This window comes from Hominiventricola filiformis, from assembly GCF_020686965.1.
Taxonomy (GTDB): domain Bacteria; phylum Bacillota; class Clostridia; order Lachnospirales; family Lachnospiraceae; genus Hominiventricola; species Hominiventricola filiformis.
Genome location: NZ_JAJEPS010000008.1, coordinates 44,010 through 69,371, shown reverse-complemented (window position 1 = coordinate 69,371; position 25,362 = coordinate 44,010). Strand labels below are relative to the sequence as shown.

The 25,362-nt window shown below is 44.1% G+C and carries 19 protein-coding genes; 1 reads left to right on the top strand and 18 read right to left on the bottom strand.

Annotation, left to right across the window (positions count from 1 at the left end; all coding sequences use genetic code 11):
- Positions 1 to 7 precede the first annotated feature (7 nt).
- The 10 genes from LKD36_RS09455 to LKD36_RS09410 form a co-directional block, all read right to left on the bottom strand.
- Entirely contained in the window at positions 8 to 724 is a 717-nt protein-coding gene (locus tag LKD36_RS09455; protein ID WP_118583254.1) for a hypothetical protein, read from the bottom strand.
- A 108-nt stretch (positions 725 to 832) separates the two neighbouring features.
- Complete coding sequence (locus LKD36_RS09450; protein ID WP_182382492.1) at positions 833 to 1,009, bottom strand: hypothetical protein; 177 nt, start codon at positions 1,007 to 1,009, stop codon at positions 833 to 835.
- 55 nt (positions 1,010 to 1,064) lie between these two features.
- Entirely contained in the window at positions 1,065 to 1,889 is an 825-nt protein-coding gene (locus LKD36_RS09445) for a HipA domain-containing protein (protein ID WP_331465209.1), read from the bottom strand.
- An 84-nt stretch (positions 1,890 to 1,973) separates the two neighbouring features.
- Positions 1,974 to 2,258: a hypothetical protein gene (locus LKD36_RS09440; RefSeq protein WP_243086208.1), complete on the bottom strand. Its 285-nt coding sequence runs from the start codon at positions 2,256 to 2,258 to the stop codon at positions 1,974 to 1,976.
- 142 nt (positions 2,259 to 2,400) lie between these two features.
- A complete protein-coding gene (locus tag LKD36_RS09435; protein WP_070104448.1) occupies positions 2,401 to 3,204 on the bottom strand; it encodes a DUF4314 domain-containing protein in 804 nt (267 codons plus the stop codon).
- Positions 3,201 to 4,214: a DUF3991 and TOPRIM domain-containing protein gene (locus LKD36_RS09430; RefSeq protein ID WP_055163384.1), complete on the bottom strand. Its 1,014-nt coding sequence runs from the start codon at positions 4,212 to 4,214 to the stop codon at positions 3,201 to 3,203. Before LKD36_RS09430 ends, LKD36_RS09435 begins: the two co-directional genes overlap by 4 nt.
- Before the next feature lie 24 nt (positions 4,215 to 4,238).
- Positions 4,239 to 4,670, bottom strand: coding sequence for a hypothetical protein (locus LKD36_RS09425; protein WP_055163386.1), 432 nt, complete (start codon positions 4,668 to 4,670; stop codon positions 4,239 to 4,241).
- A complete protein-coding gene (locus LKD36_RS09420) occupies positions 4,667 to 12,007 on the bottom strand; it encodes a DUF6908 domain-containing protein (RefSeq protein WP_308459473.1) in 7,341 nt (2,446 codons plus the stop codon). Before LKD36_RS09420 ends, LKD36_RS09425 begins: the two co-directional genes overlap by 4 nt.
- Positions 12,000 to 13,064 carry a ParB N-terminal domain-containing protein gene (locus LKD36_RS09415; protein WP_055163390.1) on the bottom strand — a complete coding sequence of 355 codons (1,065 nt, stop codon included), beginning with the start codon at positions 13,062 to 13,064 and terminating at the stop codon, positions 12,000 to 12,002. Before LKD36_RS09415 ends, LKD36_RS09420 begins: the two co-directional genes overlap by 8 nt.
- Positions 13,021 to 13,842, bottom strand: coding sequence for a ParA family protein (locus LKD36_RS09410; protein WP_055163393.1), 822 nt, complete (start codon positions 13,840 to 13,842; stop codon positions 13,021 to 13,023). Before LKD36_RS09410 ends, LKD36_RS09415 begins: the two co-directional genes overlap by 44 nt.
- Positions 13,843 to 14,302: 460 nt before the next feature.
- On the opposite strand from LKD36_RS09410, the gene LKD36_RS09405 reads away from it, so the two are divergent.
- Positions 14,303 to 16,225, top strand: coding sequence for a sigma 54-interacting transcriptional regulator (locus LKD36_RS09405; RefSeq protein WP_308459472.1), 1,923 nt, complete (start codon positions 14,303 to 14,305; stop codon positions 16,223 to 16,225).
- A gap of 60 nt (positions 16,226 to 16,285) precedes the next feature.
- Here LKD36_RS09405 and gdhA read toward each other — a convergent pair whose 3' ends face one another.
- From gdhA to tuf, 8 genes are all read right to left on the bottom strand, one after another.
- Complete coding sequence (gene gdhA, locus LKD36_RS09400; protein WP_308459471.1) at positions 16,286 to 17,620, bottom strand: NADP-specific glutamate dehydrogenase; 1,335 nt, start codon at positions 17,618 to 17,620, stop codon at positions 16,286 to 16,288.
- 171 nt (positions 17,621 to 17,791) lie between these two features.
- A complete protein-coding gene (locus LKD36_RS09395; RefSeq protein ID WP_308459498.1) occupies positions 17,792 to 19,867 on the bottom strand; it encodes a glycogen debranching protein in 2,076 nt (691 codons plus the stop codon).
- A 74-nt stretch (positions 19,868 to 19,941) separates the two neighbouring features.
- Positions 19,942 to 20,451, bottom strand: a complete 510-nt coding sequence (locus tag LKD36_RS09390) for a hypothetical protein (protein WP_308459470.1) — start codon at positions 20,449 to 20,451, stop codon at positions 19,942 to 19,944.
- 64 nt (positions 20,452 to 20,515) lie between these two features.
- Positions 20,516 to 21,268, bottom strand: a complete 753-nt coding sequence (locus LKD36_RS09385) for an N-acetylmuramoyl-L-alanine amidase family protein (protein ID WP_308459469.1) — start codon at positions 21,266 to 21,268, stop codon at positions 20,516 to 20,518.
- A gap of 87 nt (positions 21,269 to 21,355) precedes the next feature.
- The gene (locus tag LKD36_RS09380; RefSeq protein ID WP_118770732.1) at positions 21,356 to 21,994 is read right to left on the bottom strand and encodes a DUF3786 domain-containing protein; all 639 of its coding nucleotides are present in this window, start codon (positions 21,992 to 21,994) and stop codon (positions 21,356 to 21,358) included.
- A 21-nt stretch (positions 21,995 to 22,015) separates the two neighbouring features.
- Positions 22,016 to 22,288 (bottom strand): acylphosphatase, encoded by a 273-nt coding sequence (locus LKD36_RS09375; RefSeq protein ID WP_308459468.1) that lies wholly within the window; start codon positions 22,286 to 22,288, stop codon positions 22,016 to 22,018.
- 12 nt (positions 22,289 to 22,300) lie between these two features.
- Positions 22,301 to 23,692 carry a magnesium transporter gene (gene mgtE / locus LKD36_RS09370; protein ID WP_308459467.1) on the bottom strand — a complete coding sequence of 464 codons (1,392 nt, stop codon included), beginning with the start codon at positions 23,690 to 23,692 and terminating at the stop codon, positions 22,301 to 22,303.
- A 411-nt stretch (positions 23,693 to 24,103) separates the two neighbouring features.
- Positions 24,104 to 25,291: an elongation factor Tu gene (gene tuf / locus LKD36_RS09365; protein WP_118770735.1), complete on the bottom strand. Its 1,188-nt coding sequence runs from the start codon at positions 25,289 to 25,291 to the stop codon at positions 24,104 to 24,106.
- Between the last annotated feature and the right edge of the window lie 71 nt (positions 25,292 to 25,362).

The following is a 25,362-nucleotide window of genomic DNA, read 5'->3' as shown; positions in this document are numbered from 1 at the left end:
TTCGCCCTTACCTTTCCTGTTCTGATTCCTCTGTTTCAGTATTGCTTTGCTCTCCTGGATTGAATATCCATCTAAGATCCTTTTCAATATCTTCACGGGGGCCTCTTACGGAAGTGCCTCTGTGGTTATATTCATCAAAGAACTGTTCTCCCATTTCCATGGAACATCTTGCAAATCCATCTCCCCTTGGGAACAGAAAATGAAAGGTTGTTCCTTCCGGATCGGGTCCTCTAGGCAGTCTGTCAAGGATATCCGCCATGGTTCCAGTATCGTTTTCCGCACTATTTAGGATGTTCCTTACCATATACAAGGGAATCGTGACCTGCCAGAAAGAAAAGTCGTTCTCTCCATAGCAATGTACGGCATGGACCGTTTCATACATTTGTCCTTCATCTGATTTTTGTTTTGCTGCATAGAGGAATGTATCATCGACATCCAATGTTCTGGATTCTTTGATCAGCATCAGTAACCGCAAAGCATCATTCTGTACTTCCACCGGTGCATCAGATGCAAGTTCTCCACCACTCCAAAGGGAATCAATCACACAATCCACATCTACGATTTTGGAATCCATCCCATTCTGTACTGCCTCTTCCAAACTCGTACCAAAATATTCCTCCGCTTTTTCCACACTTCCACAATGATATAACAGGATTCGTTCTAAAATGCCTCTTAGCTCTTCCTGCATCTTGTCAGGTAACTGACACACATATACTGGCCGCATTCTTCTCCCTTCCTAATATGCACTGATTTTCATGTTTGCAGTAATTATGGGCAAAAGAAAGCACCTGTAGAAGTCTCCCCTCCACAGGTGCGCTTGTCTGCATTTCGTCTAAACATGCATCAATGTTTTTCTTTTTTCAATTTCTTTTGCCGCTTCTTTACCCAGACCATTGTAATAAGCTATTTTTTCTGCCATGGTCATGTTTTTGGTCTTCTCATAATTTTCTTCACGAATTTTATGGATATCCTCAATGGTAAATTTCGGGCTAATCACTGCATTTGCCATAATCATCCCCCGCTTTCCAATAATATAGATGGGTTGACAATCTTACTTCAAATATTTATCGCTCCATATCGTCATCCAAACCACTATAAGCAATATCCTCTTTCACATCGCCCTGACAATCATCTACTGCATAGCTTGTTCTTTGTTCATTTACAACATCTGTCAGCATGTCTACCCTGCTTTTTAATGCCCTGCAAAGTGCGTCACACCGCTTCTCATCTATGAACATAGAACCTCTGACCAGTTCCCGTAGTTCTTCATCAATCCCATAGAGTGCATTTAAATCAAGCCAGTCAAAAGAACTTACCAGCTTAATCTGCTCTTCGTGGTCCGTCTTAAATGGCTTACATCCTACCTTTGCCCTTGCTCCAATCATCATGGTGGGTTTGTCAAACCAGAGTGATGTGCCACTGTCAAAAATAGGTGCAGCCCCAATATATTCCAGTGTTTCTGCATTGCGGACTACTCCAAAATTATTTTGATGCCTGTCCTCGTTCACAATCAGATAATCCAGAATCATCATACGGTCAAGTGATTCTTTGATTCCCGGAATTCCAAATGCCTTACAACAGTCAAGATAGTGCTGATAAACAGATACATGATTTGGCTTTTTCACTGTCTGCATCAAATGCCATGCAGAAATAAGATCTGTGTCAGGTGTGATAAAATCCTCGCACACACTGTATGGATAATCGTCCTCTATCAGTAATGAATATTCCACATGAGGGATATCCAAGCGTTTCATAATGCTGCTTGCCAGCACCTCATTATGTGGTTCCTGCTGTGTCGCACCACTTCCACCTTTGATTAAACAGCGTTTCCCATCCATGATTTTCCACTTTTTCTTCAGCCATCCATCCGATGTATTATCTGGGGACATCAAACTCATATTATCATTAGATGAACCTTTACCAAATAAGATATTACCAACATCATCGGAAAATGCGTGTTCCAAAAAGTTGACCTATGACCACTCTATTCCAGAACCGGCAGGACATATCCAGTACTGATCCGAAAGGCTGAGTCCAAGACACTTTTCTAACAGCTTCTGTGTTGTGGAAAGATTAAGTTGCTCCAGCGCATTTCGGATACCGGCACGACTGGCAGGAATGGCTCTTCCTTTCCACCATTCATTTAATGCTGCCCGGTTAATCACACCTTTCTTCACTGGTATTCCTACTGGAACATGACTTTCTGAATATACATGACTGACAGCAGAAACTGCACAGGTTGCTTCATCAAGTTCCATATCTGCTACCTAAATGTTTTTATGCATCAGAATGTATTTTTTCATGCCTTCTGCCATCTTATCATCTCCTCGCTTATAATGCCTAATTATAACAGAGATAAACTCTGCTTTCAATCAGGCATTCTCGCATTTTATAAGTCTTCTATCGCTCTAAATCTTCCACTTCCGACATTTCCTCTTCATTTAAAAGTTCCACTTCATAATTTCGGAAGGTACTTACGATTTCCTTGACTGCTGGTGGAAATGTCTCTGGTGAAACATGGATATCATTTGGTATCGTAGCAGTGTATCCATAATCGTATGGTCCATACATCTCCTTTATAAAGTTACGTGCTTCCTTTGAAAGTTCTGGATTTCCATAGGACAACACACCCATTTTAGTCAGATAACCAGTATGAAAATGCTCTCCTGATGATTGAAGATCCAGTTCCAATAAAGCAAGGCATACATTTCCTGTATTACGTGATTGTATCACACCCGGTATCAGTGCATATTCCACCACATCACTGTTCAAATTTTCTGTTCCATAGGCATGTACCATTGCCCGATGAAGTGCATTCAAAATTCTTTTTGCATATGCCTTATCCTCTGTATCATAAGATTCCTGCAATCGTCCATAATCAATACGATTCAAGATATTGCTGTTCAGATATTCAATATAACTATCTGTTGGATCTTTCTTTTCACTTTTATTGTCCTGTTTCTCTGATAATACATGAAAAACATCTTCGCCGGGCACAAGTGCAAGGGATCGTCCATTTTCCCAGTTCATGTGCAGCTGCCCCTGATCATCTACATAATCCACTGTACCTCTCAGTCCTGGTAACATTCCTTCCTCATCCATAAAGTCAAGTTCCAGCTTTGTTCCTTTTGGATATTTATGTTTGATTGCTTCAACCTCTTTCTCAGATTTCCACACTGCTATTTCTGCCCCTTTCCTGTTCACCGTTCCATTTCGTCCGCTTCTTCCTCAACGTAAACTGCTGGTCTATCATAGAGTGAAGTCAGCATTTTATTAAAATCTTTCTGTGTGGGTGTCTGGATATATACCCGATACCCCTGTGCTTCAAAATTCCTTTTTTCTTCTTCTGCCCTGACCTGACCATGATTATGCGGTGTACCATCTGCCAGCTTGCCATCCACATCATTGTCATAGCACAGCACAATTTCTTTGATTTCTGGATGATGTTCCAGAAAGTGCCTTAAAGCTCTGCTGGACAGACATCCCTCTGACACACGATAATCTTTTCTCCAGTCTATTCCCTGCATCTTACACAAGGTAGCATGGCTCATTGCATCTATGGGTGCTTCAAATTCATATACACGCTGGCTTCGTCCTGTCATGGTAAACCCATATGTCTTATCCGAATTTTCCATGTCCTGTCGAAAACTGCTGTCAGCACTTGGCCCCCGAAGTGCACAATATCTTGGTACTTCCTTTTCATCATATCCTATAAATGCACAGTTGACACGAATTTTTCCATTTATTTCCTGTCTTGACTGATATACTCTGCCTTGTTTCATCATATCCTGCACAATCTCTGGGTCTATCTTTCTGGTCTTAGTCAGATAGGCAAACACTCTTCTGTCATTCTGATCTCTGGGCGGTAACTGCAATTCTCCCCTTTCAGGTTTTTCCTGTGGCGCTACCACATGGGTCGTCTGCTCATAAGCCTTACTGCCCAATATCAGTTCCATAGCCTCCAGCTTCTCCATATTCAGATATTTCATGGCAAATTCTACGATGTTCCCACCTTTTTCTTCTGTAAAACAGTAAAAGCCACGCCCATGCTTGAACAGATATAATCCTCCGCTGTTCTTCACATGAAGCGTGGCCTTATCGCCCTTTTCCACTTCAAATCCATGTTCTCTTGCAAAATCAATAATGTTCGTGTTATAAATCTTCTGCATCTGTTCTTCGGTAAAGGGCATTTTCCGTGTCACCTGACTCCTCATTGCTTTTACCTCCTTCTGCCACTCTTATGGTTCTATCCCTTCATCCTCCATATTTTCTTCCTCGGGCCATTCCTCTGCCGCACTCCACTCATGGTCTGGTTTTGGGATATCAAGGTTCCAGATTCCATGTCCCTTATCACAGTCCCAGTCTGGTACTGGTGCTGCATTTTCTGGTAATAAATCCCATGACTTCAGATAATCAATTTCTGCTGGTGGTATCTGCTCCTGTTGTATGGGAATCAGACAGGGCAAAAGCTGTTTTGCAAGATACTCCTGGTCAAAACAACGATCTACAAATCCTCCACGAGTATTCAGCAATGGATATCTGTGCATCGTCATAATTGCAATATCTTCAAGTTCTCCATATTCTTTAATAAATGACGCCACATTCATTCCATCAGCCCTGATGCAAAACGCATCATCATCTACCAATGCCATTACATATTTCTGGTTCATTCTCTTTCTTCTCCTTCCTCTATATCCGATGCATTACGATACTGTGTGTCTGCTCCATGAGCCTCATACAGTTCAAATCCCTGCTCACTGATATTCTTTAGCCACTGACTCCAGAAATCTACTAAATCGTCCACACGTTCCTTTGGTTGGTCACACGTCCTGTAATAGATTCCCATATTATCCTGTTGAAAGGAAAGTGGCTTTACCAGTCTGTTTTCATCATCCATGTCAAATGTGATCTCTGGGTCTCTCATTGCATCGCCATTTTGACTGTAATAATGTGCCATGCTGTATCCACCCGGAATCTTCTCTAAGACAAGATCATCAAAACCATACGACTTGAACTTCATGTAGGTATAGGTATTATTGAATATCTCCGGGAACTGTTTATGCAGCCCTCGGTATAGCTTGCCTTCTTTCCGTACACTTTCATTCTCTGTTGATTCTCCTCCATCCTCTGCAAATTCCAATTCCAGATTCAGCTGTACCTGTTCCTGCAATAGCTCTGCTAATCGTTCCTCTTCGGAAAATGGTCTCTCCACCTGTATTTTGGCAGCTTCGAACTGCTGTCTGGTCTCTTCCAGATCATTTTCATCTATCTTCATCTCCGACTCAATTCGGTCTGCAAGGTTCTCAAGCCTTGTAATATTTCCAATAGCAGAATCTCCAGCTTCTACACTGTATTTTCCTTCTCCCTGTATGCAGAGCCATACCTTTTTAAATGCCGTGTCACGCTCTGCAAATAGTTGAAATCCAGCATAACTGCCAAGCTGCAAAATGTCTCCGGCATTCCCTCCCAGCTTAGGCAGCATCATCTTCAAATACTCCCCGGCTGCCACTCTTTCCTCAAATGTGCGATGATTTAATATCATGGAAAAACTTGCAGGCTTCTCTCTTTTGAATAGTTCCACATCCATTTTTGCTTTCTCAATTCGGTTCATATAGCGTTTGATTGCATTCGGATAATGGCTTACAATCTTTTCCTGTAAGCTGGTATGTTCTGTTTTCCATGCGGATTTTACTGTCTGCAAACGATAGATTTCATTATCTATTTCCATCTTCCGCTTGATCTTTGGGTCAGATACCGCAAGTGCTTTGAACTCTGCATACTGAAGGACTACCTCATCCACATCCTCACAGCTTCTGGCTGCGGACCTTCCCGTCATGATCTGGCTGATATATTTCTGTTTCTGCTCTAAGATCTGCCATAAGTACGCATCAAAGGTCTTTTCTGTAATGTAATTGAAAATAGAGACTTCTTCGTTCTCATTGCCCTGTCTTAGAATACGTCCGTTTCGCTGGGTGAGGTCAGCAGGCCTCCATGGTGCATCCAGATTATGCAGTGCCAACAGCTTATCCTGCACATTCAATCCAGTCCCCATCTTCTCAGTACTTCCCATCAGTACACGGATCGTACCATTTCTGACCTTCTCCAATAGTTCTGCCTTTTTGGTATCTGTATCTGCATCATGTATAAAGAATATTTCTTCTTCCTTCACTCCCTGTGCAATCATTTCGTCTTTCAATGCATGATAGAAATCAAAGGAACCGTCTTTCTTTGGTGTTCCCTTATCACAAAAGATGAGCTGTGTAGATGCCTGTGGTGTGGATTCCTTATAAATCTCCCCTACAATTCTTGCACAGGTATTTAGTTTGGTATCCGGATCACTGGGCAGTCTCTCATCCAAAATGCGGGGATCAACGGACAAAAGTCTTGCCTCATTGGTAAGTTTTAAGAAGTTGTCCTCTGTGCTGTCCACCTCATGATTACGGATTGCCTCTGCACGCTCTACCAGTTCATCCATCATATCCTGCTGATCTGGTGTGATACGTGTCTTTACTACCTGAAACTTTCCTGTTTTCAATCTTGGGATAGGAAGGTTCAGCATATCGGATGTCTTGATATCTGCGACCATAAAAAGCATTCCTAACAGTTCTGGAATATTATGGAACTTTGCAAAACGTGTCTTCATCTGATAACCAGATCCTTCGGGTCTGATTTCAAGTGCTGATTCCACTCTGCCAAAGGTACTCGCCCATGCATCGAACATCAGAAGTCCTCTGCGTTCCATTTCTGTAGGCTGCAGCGTTTTCTGAATGACATATAATTCTGCCATGGAGTTTGTTACCGGGGTTCCTGTCAGATAGGTCACTCCATGTTCCTTGGTGATCTCATTGATATACTGACACTTCATATGCATATCCATGGCTCGCTGGCTGTTCTTTCCACCAACACCTGCCACACGCTGCATCTTTGTGTAGCTGAAATTGTTCTTGTAGGTATGGGATTCATCTACGAAAAGATTATCCACGCCCAATTCCTCGAAAATGATGGTATCGTCTTTCTTTTCAGCGTTATACAGATTATCAAATCTGGTCTGAAGATTGTGACGGAATATCTCCATCTGCTTTAGTGACCATTTCTTCCCTTCCATCGCCTTAGTCGCGCCGATCTGTACCGTGACCTCATCTATCTCGCGCTGCATGGCTGATAGCTGACGTTCTCTTGACAATCCCACTAATTCAAAGGAACTATGCGGCATGATGATACAGTCATAATCTCCTGTTGCTATCCTGCTGACAAAACGCCTTCTGTTCTTCTTTTCAAAGTCTTTCTTTCCTGCCACCAGAATATTTGCACTGGGATACAGACGCATGTACTCGGTTGCCCATTGTCCCAATGTATGATTTGGCACAGCAATCATCGGTTTATTACAGATACCAAGCCTTTTTCTTTCATACGCAATGGCACAGGCCGTCATGGTCTTACCTGCGCCTACCTCATGTGCTACTAATAAATTACCGTCATCATAGATTCCTCTTGCGACCACATCCCTTTGATGTTTTCTTAATGTAATGCTCTCATTCATGTCTGGAAGTATCAGGTCATCTCCATTAAAGGTACGGGGACGGATATTGTTGAAACGGTCATTATAGAGCTGCGTCAAAGCCGTACCTCGTTCTGGATCAGCGAACAGCCAGCTATCAAACTCCATCTTTATCTGCGCCTGTTTCTCTCTTGCCAGAAGCGTTTCCTGCCTGTTCAGCACATATTTTATCTTTTTCTCTCCGCTGTCAGGGTCATAATATTCGTCTTTATCTCTGACTTCCACTGAACGAAGATTCAGGGTATTCTCCAAAATCTCATAGGCATTCATGCGTTTTGTTCCATATGTCGTGTTCGCTGCTATGGAACCTTTTTCAAATCCTTTTTCCGTAATAAAATAGGTTCCCGTGCATTCTGCAAATTCAATATGGATATATCTTTTCTTATTGGATGTACTGGTCTGGAATTTCTCATACATAAAGTCCTGGTAATACTCGACCGGTATCCATGTAGAACCAAGTACAAAACTGATATCCTCTGGTTTTAATGGTTCCGGCTGTACCTGCTTTAACGCTTCCACATTCCTCTGAAATAAGTCTGGAGCATTGTCAGCAGCGATGATTGCAGATGCAAGCTTGTCCTTTACATGACCGCTTAAATACTCCTCTGCAAGCACCCATCCCGTATCTGAGTTTCCCGGTTCCCATTTATCCGGGTCCTGGTATATCTTATCCCCAAGTTCCTCGATGATTGTCGATTTCGTAGTGATCCCGCCATTCTTCCGATACAGATACTGCATATAATCCAAGTCAAAACGTCCTTTGACATTCATCGTGATGCGAAGGGCATCTTCAATATTATCTGCCGTCTGTGGTATCTCTTTTGGCTTGATCGTTGCTTTAAAGAATACCGCAGTTTTTTTGTATTCGCCCTTTATCTTCTTACCGGTCTCATCTTTCACTTCATCCTCTATGGACCGGAGCAGTGGAGCATCGCAGTCTTTTGCAAAGGCAATGACATTTCCCTGACTGTTCAGATATCCGTTTTTCTTTGTGTAGGAATCATATTTCTGATTCAGATTTTCCAGCAATTCAGCCAGATGTTCATCATATCCTTTCGTCTCTTCTGCTTCATCCTTTTCTGGTTCTCCATAAAGCTGAAAGTCCATCAGTTCTCTTAACGCAGTCTTGATTTCCAAAATGCCCTTGATACGTTCCGCTTTTTTCCCTGTGATATCCTGGCGGTACATTCTGGAATCTTCACGATAATAGATTGCATCATTTACCTTTGCATAACTGTAATTCTTGACATCTGGTGTCGCAGGCAGCCACTCTTTTATAATGGTATCTTTATCATCTGCCAGATCTGTGTCCGGTTCTTCATATACTGCATGAAGATTTCCAATGGCATCTTCTAATAGTTCTCCCAATTCCTTATCTGGAAATGGCTTACAGCTTACAAAATCACTGCTTCCATACATGCCTGATTCCTGTACCATCGTTCCCAGTACCATTTCTGGATGGTCGATAAAATAACTGTTATAAGGTACGTTGTTCTCATCCTTTTCTACGGACAGCCATGGTGTGTTCCATTCATCCGGTATGATCTCCTGTGAACGCTTTTTCAAGAAAAGGATATCTGTTACTGCATCCGTTCCAGCAATCGATCGGAACGCATTCTCCGGCAGGCGGATAGCTCCAACCAGTTCTGCTCTCTGTGCTATATATTTCCTCACAGACTGATTTTCCTTATCCAAGGTAAACTTGCTCGTGATCACTGCAATGATACCGCCTGCCCTGACCTTATCCAGACTTTTTGCTATGAAATAATCGTGGATGCGGAAGTTGTGACGGTCATAACGCTTGTCACTGACCTTGATTCTGCTGAATGGAATGTTTCCTACCACTACATCGAAAAAGCTATCGGAGAATTGGGTATCTTCAAACCCTTTTACCAAAATATCTGCCTTGGGATATAGCTGTCTTGCGATCTCCCCGGCAATCGGTTCCAGTTCCACACCATACAATCTTGACTGTTTCATGCTCTCTGGAAGTGCGGAAAAGAAATTTCCAGTTCCCATTGCTGGGTCAAGAATATTTCCTGACTGAAAGCCAAAGTTCTGCAAGGCTTTATAAATATAATTGATCACGTTCTGGTCTGTATAATAGGAAGTCAGGGTGGATGCGGATGCCGACTGCATTTCTTCTTCGGATAGCAGGCTTTCGATTTCCTCATACTCCTTTTCCCAGCCTTCCTTCTCTGGTGTGAGTGCATTTGCAAGACCGCCCCAGCCCACAAATTTTGCAAGCACAAGCTGTTCCTCTCTGGTTGCCATTCTCTTTTCTTCCTGAAGGCTTTTCAGTAATCGGATGGCTTCTACATTGTTCCGAAACTTCGCTTTGGGCCCGCCATCATATAAATGATGTTCCGGAAGAAAGTGATAATTCTCTGCTTCATTTTGACTTGTATTCTGTAATATTTCTGTGGCATGGTCATTTTCTTTTTCTTCTGTCTGAGCTTCTTTCAATACCTCTGCTGATCTGATGAAATCTACAGGAATGCGCTCCCGTATCTTATAACTGTCCAGTCCCTGTCTCTGCTCGATATCCCCTAATTCAACAGTGTGGTTGTCATCCAGATACCCAAGGATTTCAAAATTTCGGTCATCATAGCTGATATGTGTACCTACTGGAAATGGAAGATAACCTGACTTGATTTCTTCTCTGTCCAGCTCGTCTGTTATGATCTGCGTGCCGTCTGTCTCATCGGTATCATATTGGGCAGGATAGGCTTCAAACAGATTGAGCTGTCCCATTCTTGTACGCTGGCTGTCTGAAGGCTGCATTTGGGCAACTTCATCTGGGATATTAAAATCTCCAATCTCATCGACCTCTTCTGTGACCGCCTCATAAGGCACATATTCCTCTGCCTCTCTGAGCATATCAATGACATTGGCTGCCTCATACCATGTAAGCTGGGTAAAACCGCCTTCTCCAAAATGAAACAGAATCGCTTCCGGCTTTAACACCGTCCAACTGTTATTTGCTGTATTTCTTCTGTCCCCATACTCTTCATAAACTGCTTTGACCTCTTCCGCTTTTTCTTTCAGCGATGTGTTCTCAGCAAAAATGATGTTAATTGCATCGTACAGTCCTATCGGATACAGTTCTGTATCTGTCAGCATACTTTCATAAAATAATCTGATTTCTCTGTCACTGTACTTATGTGGCTGACCAGCTGTTACGCTTTCGGATGGCTCTGTATAATCCAATGCGGGGGCATTTTGTTCGTCTTGGGAAACAGAAAGGGAACCCTCTACAGCATCTGCCGTATCGGGTTCCCTCTCTGTTTCCTTATTCGATTGACTTAACGGACCTGATAGATCACTTCTTCCAGTATGATTTCTTCCGCCTGTCTGGTTATCAGTTCCATGTGTCCTGCTCTGGCCAATGTGTCCTCTGTCTCTGGCATAGGCTGTAGATTCAATAACTGCTGGATCAGGGCTTCTTTCTTCTGTTCCGCTTCCTCGTCCACCTTGCAGATCATCTCGTTTATCATCCCCGTGGCTATCAGTTCTGACAGTCTCTGTGGATGTTTCTCCTTCATGTACTCCTTCCACTGGCTTCCGAACCGGCCTGTCTCCTTCTTGTCGAACTTCTCGTCTGCCGATATCTGGAGATTCGGATACTGCATTCCGTCTGCTCCTGTCATATATTCCATCTTCACTAATGGTTCTCTGTTCATATCGCCTGCTCCTCTCTTCTTTGATTTCCTCAATCTGTCTGTTGATCTCCATCAGCACAGGTTTCGCAATCGCTGTTGCATGATACCCCAGTGCCATGAACATTTCAGTGCTATTAAAATGACTGATATTCTGAAATGCTCCCGTTTCCTCAAAAACATCTGGCTGGATACCACATTTTCTGAATACAATATAGGCTGCACTGTCCGATACAAGCCTTGCGAACTCTTCCTGTACCGCTTTTTCAGGCAGTCCATACAAGACACTGTTCTCATCCTTTACTTCCAGCTTAGGATTGTATTTTGCCATATATGCCTTGCCCTGCATCTGCACCAGCTGGCACAGACAATTCTCAATACTTGTCGTGTCTGTACGAAACTGTATATGAAAACGATGCATGATTTCTGGCTGATACTGTCTTTCCAGTTCCCATACTGCGTTCATTGCGGCACGGAACCCATCATAACTGCCACGGGTATCTGCAAGGTCAAAATAGTAGGTCAGTGTTGCCTTTGGATTATCCATATCTACAACACCAATGCCTTTACATCCTGCCTTTAAATATCTCCCTGTCTGCTTTTCCCATCCCATTTTGGTGGCAAGCAGTCCTGCATCTGGTCTTTGGACATAAATCAGTACATTCTTATCAAAAGATAACTTATAGTACTTTGACACACTGGACAACAGTCCCATCCACTCTGTCCGGTTCTGTGTCAAAATTTCAACTGACTTCTGATAGAGGTCAGCAAGATATGTGGCTTTACCCAACCAACTGCTCCTTCTCTTCACTCATTCTGGCGAAGTATAGTTCCAATGCTTTCTCTATCGTCTCCTCGATCTCTTTTTTCGATTCCTGCTTGGTAAAAAAGCGGCTGATCACATTTCCCTTTACTTTAATGGGCTGGGGAGCGGTGCTCTTAGGTTTTTTCGTTTTCTCACCTTTTAAGATCTGTTCAATACGTTCCTCTGTCAATGTCTTATTCTTTGCATAATCATGAATCAGTGCAGATTTTTTTGTATCAAGCACTACCTCTCCACTTACTAAGATATCTGCAATCATGGTCTGCATGAATTCCTCTTTTACAAAAGAAAGATCATATGCTGATTTCATGGATATCTTTTTCTCATCCAGCATTTCCAAAAGCGGTGAAACCAAAGTTGCTATCCTCAAATACTTGGCAACATTATCTCTGTTCAGACCATATTCCTCACCCAGTTTTTCGTCTGAACGCAACCTTTTCTGATTTTCAGACAGTGTCTCGTTTTCCTTGATTTCACTGGGGTTTAAGAGGTTTTCAATTTCATTTAATAGGTCATTTCTCTTGCCCTGACACTTGATTGCTTCGTAATGCTGTTTCAGACAATATGCTTTTTCCGATGGCGATAAATCGTCAAAGGAACGCTGACGAAGGTTGGTCTCCGTTACAATCAGTACTGCATCCTCATAAGAAAGATTCTCTTTGATGATAACAAGACATTTCGTAAGTCCTGCAATCTTTCCTGCATTGACACGATTATGGCCGCTGAGTATGATATACAATCCTTCATGATGCCAAAGAATAACCGGCATTAAGATACCATACTCTTTGATACTGCTGACCATATCATCTAAACGCTGTCCTGTATATAACTTGAATTTATGGTCTGGAAATGCACTCATATAGGCAAACTCCATTTCCACTAACGTGTTTTCTCCAGACACTTTTTCCGTTTGTTTTTCCGCTGCTGATTCTTCCTTTGTCTGGAAATTGAACAGCTCATCCATTCCATCCATGCTGTTATTAAGCAATGAACCTCTTTCCGGTATTTTCGGTTTTCTTGTCATGTTTTGTCAACTCCTTTACTACATTTTGATAGGCAATCGATGCTGGGTTATCTGGCTCAAATTCACATATGGTCATACAGTGGTCTGCGGCATCCGGCACACGGATTGTACGTGGGATACAGTTTGAGAATATACGCACCTTTTCTCCAAAAGTCTCCTGTAGCTGTGCCTTTACACGCTTTGATACTTTGGTTCGTTCGCTATCCATCGTGATTAAAATGCCCTCAATTTCAAGATTCTTATTTGCCTGTGTCTTAATACGATGAAATGCACGCATGAACTCGCCCATTCCCTCCACTGCAAGTGTTTCCGACTGTACCGGAACAATCAAGCCATCACAACTGATCATAATATTGATCATCGCAGTACCCATCTTTGGCATACCATCAATGAGAATATAATCATATCTGTCTCGGATGGTATCTACATATTCCTTTAATTTGTATTCCGCAAAATCTGTATTGCACATCAGCTTGTCAAAATAATCCAGTCTGTTATTTGCTGGTATCAGATCCACACCCGACTCTGTGTGAATGATGTATGTCTCTATTTCTGGCAATTCCTCGCCCATTACTAATGATGATAAGATCTCATAAATTGTAATTGGCAGTTTTTCTGGCAACATGACTCCGCTTAATTTCGTTGAATGCCGCTGTCCGTCAAAATCAATCAATGCCACCTTGTAGCCTGCCTTGGCCAGCAGATATGCCATGGTGGTCGAAGTTGTGGTCTTTCCCACACCACCTTTTCTTGTCACGACTCCCCATACTTTGCACATATTTGCATTTCCTTTCTTTGTTAAAATTGTTGTTATTGGTTACATTGTTTTTGGATAAAAAACAGGGTTAGGCACTTGCCTCCTTTCGGGTAAAATTAAAACAGGACTAAATCCACCACTCCATTTCTGAAATATAGATTTAGCCCTGTTTTAGGTATAACGACACCTACCAGCAAACCCTATGCTGGCAGATCCCGGCTATTTACTTTTCATAGACAGTATTGAGTATAAAATGGCGCCATCCTATCCATTTGTACGCTATTTGAAGCATTTAGCACAAGTAGTAGGACTAAATCAGCATCACGGAAACCCTTGATTTTACTAGGTTTCGTCTGACCTGTCATTATTATAACTCAACCCCCACCTATTTTCCATCTTTTTCCCATTGCATCCGCTATTTTATTGTTGTATGATAACTATAATTGCAACATTGCAACTGCAACATCAGTGAGGTGCTTATATGATTCATGTATTAATTATCGTACCATACCCGGAACTTGTGGATAAAACCTGTAAGATTCTTGATATTCCAAAATATAAAGATGCCATTGATGCCACCATTCAGCTGATGACTGTGGATAAAGTCGATCAGGTCATCTCCAGCGGCTACGATCTGATCATTGCCCGCGGCTACACCGCAGTCACACTTTCACAGAAGCAGAATGTTCCCATCCTTCCACTTCCGATCACGACACTTGATATCCTGCATGCCATTATTGACTGCAGAGATACCCTCACTCCGACGCCGCGTAAAATCGGATGCGTTGGACGAGGCAATGAATTTGAAAGTCTGAACAGTCTTACGGATGTTTTAAATATTCCGATTTACATTTCCACAACCAGCACCTATATGGGTGTGGAGCAGTGCGTACAGGATGCGATTGACCATGGATGTGATGCCATTGTCGGCGGATACTCCGCATTCCTTGCTGCTCAGGATAAGGATATCCCCGGATTTTTTGTCCGCGCCGGTGAAGAAGCCATTACCCAGGTACTAGATGACGCAATCCGTATTATCGAAGCGTCTTCCATGCAGCAGTTTCGAAACGAAATATATAAAACCGTCATCCGGTCTTCGACCAATGCGATTCTGTATGTGGATAATCAGGAACGTATTATTATCGAAAACCAGCAGGCGGTTTCCTTGACTCGGAAGAAAACATTGAAAACCCGGTCACTTCAGCAGATGCTTCCTTTTATGGATGCCACCTATCGCGAAGTTCTCTCCACCGGAAAAGCAGTGTCCAACGAAATTCAGCAGCTCTATGACCAGACTATCTCCATAGAGTATATTCCGATTCTGATCCGTGAAAAAGTAGATGGCGTTCTCATCTCTTTCCAGGACATCACGCAGATTCAGAAGCAGGAAGCCACGATCCGTAAAAACTTAAGTGATAAAGGACTTCGGGCAAAATATACTTTCCGTGATATTATCCATAACAGTGATATCATGAACACCACGATTGAAAAAGCCCGCCGTTTTGCAGAGACCTCTTCCAATATAATGCTGCTCGGAGAAAGCGGTACCGGAAAAGAACTTTTCGCTCAGAGTATCCATAACTGCAGTAAGCGAAAGGACGGACCCTTTGTGGCAATCAACTGTGCCGCACTTCCGGAAAATCTTCTGGAAAGTGAACTTTTCGTTTATGTCCAGGGTGCGTTTACCGGTACAAATAAAGGAGGTAAAATCGGACTTTTCGAGCTGGCCCACGGCGGCACGCTTTTCCTTGACGAGATTTCCGAAGTATCCATCAATGTACAGAGCAAACTTCTCCGTGTTTTGCAGGAACGTGAGGTGCGGCGAATCGGTGACGACAAAGTGATCTCCATCGACGTCCGTATTATCTGTGCAACCAATCAGAATCTGAAGAAGTTGATCGTGGAAGGCCGTTTCCGTCAGGATCTTCTATACCGGCTGGATGTGCTGCGAGTCTTTCTTCCGCCGCTCCGCCGCCGTGAAAAAGATGTCCTGCTGATCTTCTCCAGCCTGCTCCGACATTATCTGCCGGACAATGTAGAAGAACTTCCACCGCTTACTCCGGAAGCACAGGAACTGCTTCTTTTTACTCCGTTTCCAGGAAATGTCCGGGAGCTCAGAAATGTTGCAGAACGTGTCAGTGTACTTCATAATTTCCCGGATGCAATTACTGCTGATGAGCTTACCATGGCACTTTATCCGGAAGATATTGATTCCGATGACCATAATGCCTTCTTTGACGCTCCCGCAGCTCCGGTCACGCCCTCCCGTGCCAGCAGCGAAGCGCAGGCCATTCAGGATGCGTTGAAGGAATGTAATGGCAACCAGACCAAAGCTGCCAGACTTCTCGGCATTGACCGAAGCACACTCTGGCGCAAACTGAAAAAATACAATCTTAATATATAAAAATACCGCAGATCGGATTTTTCCGGTCTGCGGTATTTTGTTAGCTTTTTTATAAATCCATTAAAAGATTCCCTGTGCGATCATCGCATTTGCAACTTTCTCGAAACCTGCAATGTTAGCGCCTGCTACATAGTTGCCTTCCATACCGTAACGTTTTGCTGCATCATCAATGTTATGATAGATGTTGATCATGATCTGCTCAAGTTTTGCATCTACCTCTTCGAAGGTCCAGCTCATACGCTCGCTGTTCTGAGACATCTCAAGTGCAGAAGTAGCAACTCCACCTGCATTGGAAGCTTTACCGCAGATGAACAGTACTCCATTGTCCTGCAGATATTTAGTTGCTTCCAGAGTAGTCGGCATGTTAGCGCCCTCGCATACTGCAGTACAGCCGTTTGCAACGAGCTGTTTTGCATCTTCCAGAAGCAGCTCGTTCTGAGTTGCACACGGAAGAGCGATATCACATTTGATCTGCCATACTCCGCGTCCCTCATGATACTGAGCGCTCGGTCTTGCAGCTGCATACTCGGTCAGACGTGCACGTTTAACCTCTTTTACTTCTTTCAGAAGTGCAAGATCAATTCCCTCCGGATCATATACCCAACCGGTAGAATCAGATACGGTAACAACTTTTGCACCCATCTGCTGAGCTTTCTCAGTCGCATAGATTGCTACGTTTCCGGAACCGGATACACAGCAGACTTTATCTTTTATATCCATACCATGGCATTTCATCAGCTCACGGGTGATATAGAGAAGTCCGTAACCGGTTGCCTCTGTACGAGCCAGAGATCCTCCAAAGGTCAGTCCTTTTCCTGTCAGAACGCCTTCGTAACGTCCGGTAATTCTCTTATACTGTCCGTACATGTAGCCGATCTCTCTTGCGCCGGTTCCGATATCTCCAGCCGGTACATCCACATCAGCTCCGATGTATTTATATAACTCTGTGATGAAGCTCTGGCAGAATGCCATAACCTCTCTGTCAGATTTTCCCTTCGGGTCAAAGTCGGATCCACCTTTACCACCACCGATCGGAAGTCCGGTCAGAGAGTTTTTGAGGGTCTGCTCAAATCCCAGGAATTTGATGATTCCGATGTTTACAGACGGATGAAGACGAAGACCTCCCTTGTACGGTCCAATGGCATTATTAAACTGTACACGATATCCGGTATTTACCTGAACCTGTCCCTTGTCATCGATCCACGGTACACGGAATTTGATCTGACGATCCGGCTCAACCAGACGCTCAAGAAGAGCTTCTTTCTTATACTTCTCTTCATTGGCTTCGATTACCGGTCTCAAGGTCTCCAGTACTTCCTCTACAGCCTGCAGGAATTCCGGTTCAGATGCGTTTTTCTCTTTGACTCTTGCGAGTACTTCATCAACGTAGCTCATGTTAATCAATCTCCTCAGTTTTTATAGTACAACACCAACGGTTAGATTTTAGTACTATTTTTCGGATTTTGCAATATTTTTCATGTATAAAATTAATTTTATTCACTTCCAATACCAGTGGAGCTTCGAAATCCGGTCAATTTCCGCCAGTTCTTGTTTCTGTCTGCCCTTTTATACGCGTCCTGTAAATACCACCACTGATCTTGGCTTCATGATAAAATCATGCTGGATAAATGGTGCCTCTTCATCTGACCAGGTATATTTTCCTTCTCCATTTCCCCAGGTATTCACATTCATATGCCAGGCAACTCTTCCATATACCTTCGGTAAAGTAATCCGTACATCCTCCCAGTAGGTATTGACTGCGATATAGACCAAATCATCTTTTCCCTTGTCCAGATCATAGCCTGCAAAGCTGACGCAGAAAGTCATGGCGTCTCTTGCAATATCTGTCCGCTCCGCATCTGTATCATGGGTGTGGATAGGATCCATGCCGCAGACTGCATCCGGCAATTTTTCCCGGATTACCCGGTGTTCCTGACGGAATGCAATCATATATTTGAAAAATTCAAACAGTCCCCGATTTTTCTCAAGATCGTTCCAGTTCAGCCAGGAAATTTCGTTATCCTGACAGTAGCCGTTATTATTTCCATACTGAGTATTTCCAAATTCATCTCCTGCCAGAAACATGGGGGTTCCACGGCTGCACATGAGCACTGCACAGGCATTTCGAATCATACGAAACCGAAGTTTCAGCACTTCCGGATCGCTGGTCTCCCCTTCTGCTCCGCAGTTCCAGCTGCGGTTGTCACTGTGTCCATCCAGATTGTTCCAGCCGTTGGCCTCATTATGCTTGTTATTATAAGCATACAGATCATACAATGTAAAACCGTCATGGCAGGTAAAGAAATTGACGCAGGAATTATACCCTGCATAATTACCGGTATAGTCATCCCCATACCCCCCGTATATGTCACCGGAACCGCTGATACTCCATGCCGCACTCCAGGATTCCCACCGTTCTCCTTTGAGGTAAGCCCGCAGCACATCCCGGTAACGGCCATTCCATTCTGCCCATCTGCGGCTGGCCGGGAAACTTCCCACCTGATACATGCCGCCTGCATCCCATGCCTCGGCGATCAGTTTGACCCTGCTCAGGATCGGATCCGATGCCAGATTTCTGAGCAGCGGCGGGTTGTCAAGGGGGGAACCATCTTCATTTCTTCCCAGAATACTTGCCAGATCAAACCGGAATCCATCCACGCGGTAAGTAACCGTCCAATACCGGAGACATTCCAGAATCATCTGCTGGACGATGGGATGATTACAGTTCAGCGTGTTTCCGCAGCCGCTGAAATTATAATAATTGCCATCAGGTGTCAGCATATAGTAAATATTATTGTCAAACCCTTTGAAACAGAAGGATGGTCCCTGCTCATTTCCTTCCGCCGTATGGTTAAATACCACATCCAGAATCACTTCAATGCCATTATCATGAAGTGCACGGATCAGTTTTTTCAGTTCCAGTCCTTCCTTATTATATTCCTCGGATGATGCATAGGCCGCATTGGGCGCAAAAAAACCTACCGTATTATAACCCCAATACTCCAGAAGCTTTGTTCCGTTTACTTCCCTGGCATTGATTTCCTCGTCAAAGGCAAAGATCGGCATCAGTTCTACTGCATTGATACCCAGTTCTTTCAGATACGGAATTTTTTCCTGCAGCCCGGAGAAGGTTCCACGATGCTTCACACCAGAGGAAGGATCTTCTGTAAAGCCGCGAACATGAAGCTCATAGATCACCAAATCGCTCATATTTCTGGTAGACTGCGGCATCTCACCCCAGTCAAAGGTATCCTTTACCACTCTGGCACGGTAGTTACCTTCCAGCTTCTCTCCCCAGGCATGCTTTCCGACGACTGCTCTTGCATAAGGATCCAGCAAAATCTTTTTCCGGTCAAACAAAAGACCTTCCCGCGGATTGCTGGGCCCGTCCACCCGGTAGGCATATTCGAATTCCTCAATATTCAGGCCGAAGACAATCATGGAATAGACATCTCCAATCTTATAGGATGCCGGAAACGGAAGCACTGCGTAAGGTTCTTCTTCTCCTTTATGGAACAGCAGCAGTTCACAGGATGTCCCATGATGGGTATGCACGGTAAAATTCACCCCCACCGGGAGGAGTGTTGCTCCAAAATCTTCAAAATAACCGGGTCTTACCGGATATCCGGCAATTTCCCCCATAGGGCGTGCGGATATAGGAAAACTCGGTGTATAAGTTCCTGTATAATTCTTCAAATCTACGGTTTCCTTTCTCTCTATTCTGCCTTTTCGGTGCGGAAAAAGACACCTTCCTGATAGATCCACAGTTCTCCGGTGTCAGTCACAAAAAAGGTATCACCAAAAAAATCCTGATCTTCACTGCTTATCACTTCTCCGAAGGAAATATTCTCCACTCCATCTTCCCAGTCAGAGAGATCTGCTTTATAGTCTTCTTTTATAGAGTCTGGTGTATAGACATCCTGCATAGTCTCATAACCTTCGATTTCCAGCTGTTCCTCATTGATCTGTACCGTATTAGCTTCATAGGTTACGGTATTGCCGACCTTCCCTGAAATCTCCTCTTCCGACAGCGCACTGACTTCTGCTGCCTTCGTCTCCGTTACCACCCTGGTTCCATACCAGGATGTTTTCTCTGATGCCTCTTCTTCTGTATCTTCTGCAGCACTGTCCTGTACTTCTTGTGCTGTATCTGATGCTGTACTGCCACATCCGCTCAGTCCTAATATTACACATTCAGCCAGTGCCATCCATACTTTTTTTCTCATCTTGCTGTCCTCCCTGCACTCGTAACGCTATTATACTACATTTGCAGAAAGAACGCCAAAAAACTTAAGAAGTTTCTCCGTTTTCCATTAAAATGCCGTCCGCCAGACGGTCAATTAACTCCTGCTGATAGTCTTTACTGCCCAGATTCTGACGTTCACTGGAATTGGAAAGATAACCGATCTCCACCAGCACCGCTGTCATGGAGGTATTCCGAAGAACACTGAAATCAGCCGTTCTGGTTCCCCGACAGGAAATCATAGAAGATTCCTCCACTGCTGTCACAACGTTTTCTGCCAGCTTCTGTGCCTCGTCACTTCCTTCCCTGTAATAACACTCCAGACCCTGTACACTGCTGTCATCCTCGCAGTAGTTGCAGTGAATGCTCACGAAAAGATCTGCCTCTTTTTCATTTGCCATGGCGGCCCGCTCTTCCAGAGGAATCTTCGTATCATCTGTCCGTGTGAGGAGAACCGAAGCACCTCTCTTTTTCAGCTCCTTCGCTAATTTTTCTGCCACTTGCAGATTCAGATCCTTTTCAAGTACATTTCCGGAACTGGTACCCTGATCTTTTCCTCCATGTCCTGCATCAATCATAATCCGCGGCTTTCCTTTCGGAAAAGTCTCCGGCTGCTCAATGACGCTGGCCCCGGCAAACGTCTGCTCTTCTCCGTCTGTCGTCAGCCGATTCCACAGAAAAGTACCTCCCCAGATCAGTCCAAATAAGAAGAGGAGAACCACCGTGAGCATTCCACATCGGATCATAAATATCCTGATCATTTTCTTACGCCGTCTCCGGCTCATTCGTCGCTTGCTCACAGCAGTTCTCCTCCGTTCGTCACATCTTATGGGCTTATTCTACCGCAAAAATGTATCGGAAGTGTATGAAGTTTTCTAAAGATTTTCTTAATCTAAACGATCCAGCAAATCCGCAATAAGACAACCGATCGTCTCATAATGAATAAAATCCGTTACGCAGCGGTCCACCAGAATCTGTGCCTGAGCTGGGAAATCTTCCTCTGCTTCCCAGAAAATCAGGCGAAGGTGCACCTGCGGAAATGCTTCGAATTCATAGCCCACATCTCCAATGTCCAGCTTCGTGCCGTCTGCCTGTTCGCAGGCCGTTCGGAGTTCTTCCAGTTTTCCGGAATATTTCCGGGCAAAAGGATCCAGAAGCGGATCGGCCGTAGGCCTTCGGGATACCACCCCATCTACCGTCTGGCTTGGCACCCAGCTTCCGGAAATCACCGGCATATCTTTTGTATAATACAGAAAGTGATAGATTGCCATCGCTTCGTTAAAATACAGCTGATCACTCCATGTTTCATCTGATTTCTTTTCCAGAACTCCATTTTTCAGGCAAAGCCGATAGAGGCTGGAAAAGTATTGTAAATACAGATACTCCTCATCTGTTTCCAGATGAAGAGTATTCTTAATCCGGGCAGGGTCATACTGACTGAACTCCTGCCTCCACTGTTCACTTACTTTTTCATGATTTTCAAAAAGCACGCCCCGGCTCTGGGCCGCATGATAATTTACACTCATGATGTTCTCCCATTTTCCTTTTTACCAACGTTCCCGAAATGCAGTTTCCTCCTCCTGAAGGGGGATTTTTTTCTCATCCATTTCCTGAATCTGTATAAAACGCTGTGCCTGCAGATAAAGAATCAGATCATTGATCTTATTCGGATCTCCCTGCACTTCCATCTCCACACTTCCATCATAGCAGTTTCTCACCCAGCCTGTGAGGCCGAGATTTTCCGCCTTATATGTGGAATGATACCGAAATCCAACCCCTTGGACTCTTCCACGAAAAATAATGTGTTTTCTAACGATCATGCTTTCTCTCCTTTATCCGACTAGGTGAAGCACATGAATCAATAAAATCCATACCAGACCATAGTAAGTCACTACTGCCACCAGGTCGTTAACAGTTGTAATCAACGGACCGGATGCAACGGCCGGGTCTACATTAATCTTATGGAAGAACATCGGAATCAAGGTTCCCACCAGACTGGAAATGACCATGGCAATCATCAGTGCCAGTCCTACACAACCGGAGATGACAAATGCATGTGGTGCCGGATTCTGCTTGAAAATCCATACATACAGTCCGATAAAAATAAACGCAAGTGTTCCAAGAAACAGCCCATTTAACAGACCCACTCTCATCTCTTTGATGACCAGATGGACTTTCTGTTTTCCGGTCAGATTTTCATCTACCAGAACACGAATGGTAACAGCCAGGGACTGGGTTCCCACATTTCCCGCCATATCAAGAATCAGGGACTGGAAACACATGACCACCGGAATCACGGCTACTACCGTCTCAAAGATGCCAACCACGGAAGATACGCCAAGGCCAAGTATCAGAAGAATCATCAGCCAGGGAAGTCTCTTTTTCATACTTTCTTTGGTGGTTTCTTCCAAATCCTCCTCTGCCGTCAAACCTGCCAGCTTTGCATAATCCTCGCCCATGGCATCATCTACTACTTCCACCAGATCCTGGGAAGTAATAACTCCGATCAGCTCTTTTTCCCCGGTCAGTACCGGAATGGAATCCTCAGCGTAATCCTTAATCTGCTCGATGCAGTCATCGATTTTTTCATGATCCGTCACATACGGATAGGAAGTACTGACGATATCATCCAGTAACGTTCCTTCTCTGGCAATGATCAGATCTTTCAGATCGATTGCTCCATAGAACCGATTATCTTTATCAATTACATATACGGTTGAAATATTGTCATTCTCACCGGCCTGCCGAATCAGTTCCCGCATAGCCTGTCGAATCGTAAGGGTATCATGAATGACAACGAAGTTCGTGGTCATAAGACTTCCGACTTCATCATCCTCATAAGACTGGATCATCTTGATGTCATGACTAGACTCTTCATCCAGCATGCCAACCAGTTTTTCCTGGGTGCTGTCATCCAATTCGTCCAGAACATCTACTGCATCGTCAGAGTCCATGAAGGACAGGACTTTTGCCGCCTGATCCAGATTCAGTTCCTGCAGATATTCGTCGGGGTCTTCAATATAACTGAAGATCTCTGCAACCCATTCCGCCCCCAGAAGCGGATACAGCTTTTTCCGTTCCTCTACGGATAACTGTTCAAAGGCATCTGCAATATCACTTTCATGGTAATCGGAAATCTGATCCCGCAGTTCTTCCGCACTCAGCGGACTGCGGAAAATTTCCAGCAATTCTTCTACATAATTTGGTTTTCTTGTTGTTTCCATCTTCTGCTGCCTCCTTCTCCCGCCCAAAAAAGGGCATAAAAAATCCACCGCTTATGTCATCCAAAAGCGTACCTCCAGTTGCTCACTGCGAAGTGTCGGAATTACATACGGTGGCTCAAAAAGAAGCGGCAGAAAAGAAACCGCCAGCTTACTTGAAATCTATGGAATGCTGCCTGGTGTATCTTTTCTGTCTGCCACCGAAGATAATACTTCGACCTGTACTATCGCAACTGTCCATAAATTTCACCTCCAAATCTTACTTCTATTTTATTTTAATCCAGGTGATGGATTCGGTCAAGTCCATAACATGTAAAATTTTTTTACAGAAAAACCCCGGAAACCTTACGGTTCCGGGGTATCTTACGTTTGGACACATGTACCTTGCGGTACTCAATATATATTAATCAGTGATTACTCGATGATTGTAGCAACACGACCTGATCCTACAGTTCTACCACCCTCACGGATAGCGAAAGTAAGACCCTGCTCCATAGCGATCGGATGGATCAGCTCGATGGTCATCTCTACGTTGTCACCAGGCATGCACATCTCGGTACCAGCCGGCAGCTCGCAAACACCAGTAACGTCAGTTGTTCTGAAGTAGAACTGCGGACGATAGTTGTTGAAGAACGGAGTATGACGTCCACCCTCATCTTTGGTCAGAACGTAAACCTGAGCGGTGAATTTGGTATGGCAGGTAACGCTGCCCGGTTTAGCAACAACCTGTCCACGAACGATATCAGTTCTCTGGATACCACGAAGCAGACAACCGATGTTATCACCAGCCTGAGCCTCATCAAGAAGTTTACGGAACATCTCGATACCAGTTACAACAGTTTTACGGGTCTCCTCTTTAACACCAACGATTTCAACCTCGTCGTTCAGATGAAGAACACCACGCTCTACTCTACCAGTAGCAACAGTACCACGACCAGTAATGGTGAATACGTCCTCAACCGGCATCAGGAACGGTTTGTCAGTTGCACGCTGCGGATCCGGGATATAAGAATCAACGGTATCCATAAGCTCCATGATCTTGTCTCCCCACGGTCCCATCGGATCCTCAAGGGCTTTCAGAGCGGAACCTTTGATGATCGGGCAATCATTGAATCCGTACTCCTCAAGCTGCTCGGTAACTTCCATCTCAACCAGCTCGATCAGCTCTTCGTCATCAACCATATCACATTTGTTCAGGAATACAACGATGTACGGTACACCTACCTGACGGGACAGAAGGATGTGCTCTTTAGTCTGAGCCATAACACCATCAGTAGCAGCTACTACAAGGATAGCGCCGTCCATCTGTGCAGCACCAGTGATCATGTTCTTTACATAGTCAGCATGGCCTGGGCAGTCAACGTGTGCGTAATGTCTTTTAGCGGTCTGATACTCTACATGTGCAGTAGAGATAGTGATTCCACGCTCTCTCTCTTCCGGAGCTTTATCGATGTTAGCGAAATCAGTTGCCTCATTTCCCGGAACTCTTGCTGCAAGTACTGCAGTGATAGCTGCGGTCAGAGTAGTTTTACCATGGTCTACGTGACCGATGGTACCAATATTACAATGTGGTTTAGTTCTGTCGAACTTAGCTTTTGCCATTTTGTTTTCCTCCTTGAATAGATCAACTTTTCTACGTTTAAATACGCAATCAGCTAATTTTGATTATATTT